This is a genomic window from Paraglaciecola sp. 25GB23A (genome assembly GCF_040012495.1).
GTDB lineage: Bacteria > Pseudomonadota > Gammaproteobacteria > Enterobacterales > Alteromonadaceae > Paraglaciecola.
This window is the reverse complement of record NZ_JBDYKM010000021.1, coordinates 58,994-66,895: the sequence shown is the minus strand read 5'-3', so window position 1 is coordinate 66,895 and position 7,902 is coordinate 58,994. Positions and strand designations below refer to the sequence as shown.

At 40.0% G+C, this 7,902-nt stretch carries 4 protein-coding genes; 2 read left to right on the top strand and 2 right to left on the bottom strand.

The genetic code is table 11. The annotated features are described in order from the left end of the window. Window positions 1-182: 182 nt before the first annotated feature. On the bottom strand, window positions 183-998 hold the full coding sequence (gene pssA / locus ABKW31_RS18920) for a CDP-diacylglycerol--serine O-phosphatidyltransferase (RefSeq protein WP_348618150.1): 816 nt from the start codon (window positions 996-998) through the stop codon (window positions 183-185). A 356-nt stretch (window positions 999-1,354) separates the two neighbouring features. Here pssA and xdp1 point away from each other — a divergent pair, with 356 nt between their 5' ends. Both xdp1 and prsT read left to right on the top strand, forming a co-directional pair. Next, window positions 1,355-2,170, top strand: a complete 816-nt coding sequence (gene xdp1, locus ABKW31_RS18915) for an exosortase-dependent surface protein XDP1 (protein WP_348618149.1) — start codon at window positions 1,355-1,357, stop codon at window positions 2,168-2,170. Window positions 2,171-2,353: 183 nt separating this feature from the next. After that, on the top strand, window positions 2,354-5,143 hold the full coding sequence (prsT, locus tag ABKW31_RS18910) for an XrtA/PEP-CTERM system TPR-repeat protein PrsT (RefSeq protein ID WP_348618148.1): 2,790 nt from the start codon (window positions 2,354-2,356) through the stop codon (window positions 5,141-5,143). Window positions 5,144-5,224: 81 nt separating this feature from the next. Here prsT and clpB read toward each other — a convergent pair whose 3' ends face one another. Beyond that, on the bottom strand, window positions 5,225-7,795 hold the full coding sequence (gene clpB / locus ABKW31_RS18905) for an ATP-dependent chaperone ClpB (protein WP_348618147.1): 2,571 nt from the start codon (window positions 7,793-7,795) through the stop codon (window positions 5,225-5,227). Between the last annotated feature and the right edge of the window lie 107 nt (window positions 7,796-7,902).

Genomic DNA, 7,902 nt, shown 5'->3' with positions numbered 1-7,902 from the left:
TGTCCCGAAGCGAGGAGGCGCATTATAGACAAGCCATCATCACTTGCAACACCTTTTTTGAAATAATCGTTTAAGTGTCTATAAAACAAACAATCAACTCACATTTAAGCTTTTTGTATCCCTAAAACGCAACAAAGGCAGTATTAGCTGCCTTTGTTGTTTACCTTTTAGAAGAAGTCGCCTTACTTAGGCTCTTCTTCTTTGGTACTTTCTTTGGTTTTTGCTTTAATGTCCTCACGTACAAAGTCGGCATCTTCCTCAGGCGAATCCCCTACCACATCTTCTAGACGCACCTTGTCAACACTTCTAAAGGTGTTGATTGGACCAGCGAGCGCATACAAGGCAAAAGAGATAAACAGAACTAAGGCCGGCTCTGTTGCTACCACCACAAATATCAACATGATAATAAGTAGGGCAACAAAAGGGACTTTGCCATGTAAATTCAATTCTTTAAAAGAATTGTATTTAAAGTTGCTGACCATTAATAAACCTGCCACACCTGTTAATAATGCCACTACTATACCAACAGTGCTGCCATCAATCTGATATTCCACACCAACCCATACAAGACCAGCAACCAATGCAGCGGCGGCCGGACTGGCTAGCCCCTGAAAGTAGCGACTGTCAGCAATTCCTATTTGGGTATTAAACCTGGCTAATCGAAGTGCTGCACCAGATACATATATAAAGGCGGCTAACCAACCAATCTTGCCTAGGTCAGTTAAACCCCAGTTATACGCCACTAATGCGGGCGCCACACCAAATGACACCATGTCTGCCATTGAGTCATATTCAGCACCAAAAGCACTTTGAGTATTTGTCATGCGTGCCACTCGACCATCAAGCCCATCAAATATCATCGCAACAAAAATAGCGACCGCGGCGGCCTCAAAACGTCCGTTCATAGAAGAGACAATGGCGAAGAAACCCGAAAAGAGTCCAGCGGTGGTTAGTAAGTTAGGTAGTAGGTAGATACCTCTACGTCTTTGTTCAGGCATTTTAAAACTCCAAAATTTAGTGTTGGCAAGATATCACAGTCAAATAAATTATAAAGATACTAATAGTAATAAACCGTGAATGACACTTTCTCCCTTGGCTGATAAACACTTACATATGAGTATGTATACATAGCAGGCTAATAATATATTTAACAAGTGACGTTAAATAAAGACAATGAGTCCCGTTGTATACAGTTCAAGGCAATACTGTCAGGTATTTTTACACATTATTAGAATAAAAACCAACGATACGAGTTAAGCAACTGTTTTTAAAACAAAATAAATTTTTGGCTTTATTTTTGCTTACCGAAATCAAAGAGGGACTAACTCGAACTTTAGTAATTGGGGTAATAAAAATGAAGTTAATATCGATTTTGAAAAAAGCATGTGTTTTAGCGTCCATCGGATTTGCTGCTAATGCAACTGCTGGAACAACAACGTGGGAATGGCAATTAAATGCAGGGGCGGGCTCAAACGGCTCATCTAATCTTTCATCAACCGGTACAAATACAGACAATGCCACTACATTAAATGCTGATTTGTCAGCATGGGCTGATACAAATAACCGCAATGATGAAGGTATAGAAAGCGCTGGTTTCTATTATTATTCAGGAAATGGCTGGGGTATAGTCAATCAAGATGAAGACAGGAACGATTACCCAGGACATGCTTTCGATAATAAAAATGAAGGTGATGGACGAGATTACGACATGGCTTTAGTTAGTTTTGATACATCCGTTGAGTTGACATCAATTAATTTTGGCTGGATATATGATGATGCTGACTTCACAGTATTAGCTTTTTCTGGAGCGAATATTAATACCACATCACGCTCAACATGGTCTGATGTAGCAACATCTGGGGATTGGATTACTGTTGGTAATTATGATGCAAACTCAACTGGATATTATTCTATAAACCAAGGGGATATATCACAAGGTAAGATATCTTCGCAATACTGGTTGGTAGGAGCATATAATAGCATCTTTGGGCACACTCTTAATGACGAAGGCTCTTTAGGAACTGGTGCAATTGATGCCTTTAAAATTAAAGGTTTTAAAGGTAATACAACAACAACTCCTCCTACTGATGTCCCTGCGCCTTCTGCATTCGGGTTATTATTAGTGGGTGCTTTAGGCATCTATGCCCGCAGAACTAAAAAAACTGCATAATAAAATAGTAGCGTGACAAAAAAAGAGATGACTTTAGTCATCTCTTTTTTTTACCATCACATTTGAGGTGCTTATTTTTTATAAGCCAGCTTAATCTTATTCAACATTTCACAACATAAATGCGTTAATATTTCGGTCGATCAAGTTTAAGTTATTCCGTTCACTTATTTTAAGGTTTAAGCCATGAAGTTCTTTTTAAAGCCCATTATTATAACTTTCTTTTTGTTGAGTATTGCAATGGCGGCTCATTCAGCTGATAACTATTATGAATCGGCCTTACAGTCTTATCAAAATCAAGAATTTGATGCATCTTATATTTATTTAAAAAATGCTTTACAGGCGAACCCCAAAAACTTACCAGCGAAACTTCTTCTGGGTCAATTGATGACGCGAAATGGCTATTATGATGAGGCTATCAAAGAATTTCGACAAGCGCTTGAATACAAAATAGATATGAATTTGGTACTACAACCGCTCGGTAACGTACTAACATTTAATCAACAGTATCAAGACGTAATAGAATTGGGAAAAGGTTATAAACTTACAGACGAGAGCAATTTTGAATGGAAAATGCTATCTGCAAGCGCTTATAGTAGTTTGGGACAACCAGAACTTGCCAGAGCCGAATATAACCGCGCTATCCGCCTATTTCCAAACAACACCAGAGCCATTAATAGTTTGGCTTTTTTAGATTTAAGCGCAAACAAACTAGATAGTGCTGAGTTGGAAGCCAACCGTTCATTAAAGATAGCGCCTGGTGACCATCGCACTTGGCATCTAAAGGGAAAAATTACAGAAGCTCAAGGCAACATTACAAAAGCAATCGAATATTATCGCACTGCGTTGAAAATAGAACCCGAGGATCCTGTCACTAGGCGTTCTCTGGCCTATGCCTTAATTTCAAACAGTCAGTTGGAAGAAGCAAAAGTTATTGCTGATAGCATTATCAAACAAACCCCTGATGATCCCTTTGCTATGTTATTAAGCAGTTGGATTTTATCTAAGAATGAACAAGGTGAATTGGCTAATAATATACTAGATGATCTCAGTAGTAAGTTAACTTTGGTTAACGATTCAACTTTTGAAAAACAAGATTCCCTACTTTTTGTAAAAGGCATGACAGAATATGTGCAAGGCAACTTTGAGCAGGCACGCGTCACCTTGGGTAAGTACGTCAATAAAAATCGTCAAGATATCAATGCAACAGCTATGCTAACTGAAATCTATATTTCTATGGGACAAAATGACTCAGCGATGCATATTTTAGAGCGGGTTGAGGAAAAATTGAGCGACCAATTAGAATTAGCCTTAAAATTAGCTGACTTATATTTAAAAAATGGCAAAGATTTCAAAGCTGATTATTGGTTGAGTAAGCTCAGAGGTTTGTACCCGGACAATATCAAAGTGATCTTAATGTCTTCGAAGGCTTTGATTGCAAGAGGAAAAATGGATGATGCGATTAAATTAATTGAAGACAGTAGCAATAAAAATTCTCAGAACCCCTCTTTATTAATGGCAAGAGGATTTCTTTATATACAAAATGGTAACTTTGAAAAAGCCTTGCAAGCGGCAAAAACGTTAACTAAAGCTGATAGTCGCAACGTTGATTATTGGAATCTGCAATCGGCTGCACTTTTAAGACTAGGCCGCTACGAGGAAGCACAAATTGCCATAGATAATGTAATGGCTATATCGCCAACTCATTTTGCTGGGCGATTCAATCAAGCTATGTTGCTCAAAAGCACTAATCAGTTTGCTCAAGCAAAAAAACTACTACAAATATTAGCTGAAGAACAACCCAGTCACAGTGCATCACAATTTCAATTAGCGTTAGTGGAATCAGAAGACAATGATGTAGTTCCTGCCATTGCCAGGCTTGAAAAACTTGTTTTACTTGAATCGCGTAATAAACAAGCCAATCTATTATTATTAGATTTGTACATCAAAAACCAACAAACTGATGTAGCCTTGAGACTCATCAACAAATTAGTCAAAGAATTCCCTTTCGAACCCGAATTTGCAATCAAACGAGCCGAAGTACTTATTGCTAATAGAGATGTGGATGATGCCAAATTACAACTATCAAAGTTATATAATTTGTGGCTAGACAACCCCCAAAAACTCTTTCGTTTAAGTACTATGCAACAAAGCGTAAGTGATTATGATGGTGCCAATAATACCTTACTTAAAGCCTTAAGTTATTTACCCCAGCATTTATTGCTCAATTTAGAATACGCTAGATTAAACCTGCAGTTAAATGAAATTGTCGTTGCACAAGATGTTGCTAATAAAATGGAACAACAATATGGTAAAAACCCCAATATATTTTTACTTAAAGGGGACATCGCCCTCGCAAAACAAGATTTTCCAACAGCACACGGAAACTTTTTAGAAGCTATTAGATTAGAAGATAATTTTCAGTTGCCTTTGATTCGTCTATATGAGTTAGCTCGCCGTAGCATAAAAGTACAAGAGTTTGCTTCTCTAATAGAGCAGCTAGTTAAAGACCAACCTGAAAATGACTGGCGTAGAAAGTTGCTCGCGGACCAATTTATGAACCAAAATAAGTGGCAAGACGCTAAGCCGCATTATTTAAAATTAGTTGAAAAAGAGCGATTAAGCCGTGACTTCTCAATATTGAATAATCTGGCTAATATTTACATGCAAGATGACCTGCCAAAAGCATTGGCTTATGCAAAACGGGCTTTAGAAAGTGCCAGTACCGTGCCTGCAGTACTCGATACTCATGGCTGGATCTTAACTAAAATGGAGCGCTATGAAGATGGACTTGTTTCTCTTCGACAGGCCTATGCAATCAACTCTAATGATCCTGCAATTCGTTATCATATTGCCTACACATTACATAAACTTGGTCGCGTCGCTGAAGCTAAAGAAGAACTACAACAAGCCTTGGCATCAACAGTTGTTTTTAGTGAACGCAGTGACGCAGAAAAACTATTAGCATCAATTTAAATGGGTTAGCCCTAGTCACACCGCCAACTACAAAAAAGCCCAATTAAATTGGGCTTTTTTCATTAAGTTAGTAGTGCATTGTCAATTAATTGAAAAACCACTTTCACTTGCATCAATCTTAACCACTCCATCAACACCCAAGGTGCCCGCTAAGAGCTTTTGCGCTAATGGATTTTCAAGTTCTACTTGAATCGCGCGTTTTAGTGGCCTTGCACCAAATACGGGATCAAAGCCTGCATCCGCGAGTTTATCTAACGCGGCCAGGGTCAATTCCAATTTATAACCTTTGGCAGCCAGCCTTTCCCGTAAGGATAGAAGCTGAATTTTTGCAATCGACTTAATTTGCTCACGCCCTAATGGATGGAACACCACGGCGTCATCAATACGATTTAAGAATTCAGGTCTAAAGTGCTGCCCTACTTCCCCCATCACCAAGGCTTTCATCTGCTCATAGTTATTGGTCCGATTTGACTCTTGAATGATGTCAGAGCCCAAGTTAGACGTCATGATGATCACCGTATTTTTAAAATCGACGGTTCTGCCTTGGCCGTCAGTTAGGCGCCCGTCATCAAGGACTTGGAGTAAAATATTAAACACATCTGGATGGGCTTTTTCAACTTCATCCAATAAAATGACAGAGTAAGGTTTTCTGCGCACGGCCTCAGTTAAGTAACCGCCCTCTTCATAACCGACATAACCGGGAGGTGCACCGACCATGCGTGCAACCGAGTGTTTTTCCATAAATTCTGACATGTCGATGCGGATCATGGCATCTTCAGTATCAAACAAAAAGCTCGCTAGGGTTTTACACAATTCCGTTTTACCCACGCCTGTTGGGCCTAAAAACAAAAATGAACCAATAGGACGATTAGGATCAGATAAACCTGCCCGCGAGCGGCGTATGGCATTAGATACCGCATCAACAGCTTCTGCCTGACCTACAACACGTTTATGCAAAGCAGTTTCCATTGAGAGTAACTTCTCTTTCTCGCCCTCTAACATTTTAGACACAGGTATGCCGGTCCAACGCGACAATACATCGGCTATTTCATTCTCTGTCACTTTATTTTTCAATAAGGTCGTTTCGACATCTTCAGACTCAGTGGCTAACTCTAATTTACTTTCCAGCTCTGGTATTCTGCCATATTGTAATTCTGACATACGACTGAGATCAGAAGCACGACGAGCAATTTCCAAATCCAATTTGGCTTGTTCTAATTCAGAGCGAATATTTTGTGTGCCCTGCATGGCCTGCTTTTCAGCCAACCAAACCGTTTCTAAATCTGAAAATTTATGTTCTGCTTGTTCACGTTCAATTTCAATTAGCTCTAGGCGTTTATGACTAGCCTCATCTTTTTCTTTAGCCAAGGCCTGCTCTTCTAACTTAAGCTGAATAATGCGCCTTTCTAATTTATCCATTTCTTCCGGTTTTGAGTCCATTTGCAAACGGATACTCGATGCAGCTTCATCAATTAAATCAATGGCTTTATCAGGTAATTGACGGTCGCTAATATAGCGATGAGACAAGGTTGCAGCTGCTACTATTGCAGGGTCAGTGATCTCAACCGAGTGATGCAATTCATAGCGCTCTTTCAAGCCTCGTAATATAGCGATGGTATCTTCAACACTCGGTTGTTCAACCAGTACTTTTTGAAAACGCCTCTCTAACGCGGCGTCTTTTTCGATGTATTGGCGATATTCATTTAACGTTGTGGCACCGACACAATGCAGTTCGCCGCGAGCCAAGGCGGGTTTGAGCATATTACCTGCGTCCATGGCGCCTTCGCCTTTCCCGGCCCCGACCATAGTATGTAGTTCATCGATAAATAGGATCACACGGCCCTCTTCTTTGGCCAGTTCATTGAGCACCGCTTTTAAACGCTCTTCAAATTCCCCCCGAAATTTAGCCCCTGCGATTAATGCTCCCATATCAAGTGATAAAACACGCTTGTTTTTCAAGCCTTCAGGCACCTCGCCATTGATAATCCGCTGAGCTAAACCTTCAGCTATTGCCGTTTTGCCGACTCCTGGTTCACCAATTAATACCGGGTTATTTTTGGTACGCCGTTGTAATACTTGAATGGTACGACGAATTTCATCATCGCGACCAATAACGGGATCTAACTTGCCTTGTTCAGCTCGTTCAGTTAAATCAGTGGTAAATTTATCTAAGGCTTGACGCACATCTTCTGCGTTTTGATCAGTGACTTTTTGACCGCCGCGCATTTTTTCAATGGCTTTTTCAATTTTAGCTGAGTCAGCACCAAATTGTTTGAGGATTTCACCTAAGCGTCCCTTGTCCTCTAGTGCAGCAAGTACAAAAATTTCCGAGGTAATATACTGGTCGTTGCGTTTTTGCGCTATTTTATCACTCAGATTAAGTAAAACGACGGTGGTTTTACTCAGTTGAACATCGCCACCAACCCCTTCTACTCGAGGTATTTTGTCCAGAGCCTCGCCTAGCGCCGAACGTAAGCCATTGACGTTCAGTTGAGCTTGATCAAATAAAGAGCGAACTGAGCCACCTTGCTGGTTCAACAAAGCACTGAGCAGATGCACCGGTTCAATATATTGATGGTCTCGGCCTAATGCTAATGATTGAGCCTCTGACAAGCCCATTTGTAATTTGCTGGTAAAACGGTCTAATTGCATATTATGACTCCCAAAAAAGATAACCAGACTCTGGTTACCACTAAAACTAAGTTGTTCTAGTTATGGGTATAAAATGACCGCAATACAAGTAGGGTTATTAAAGTTGA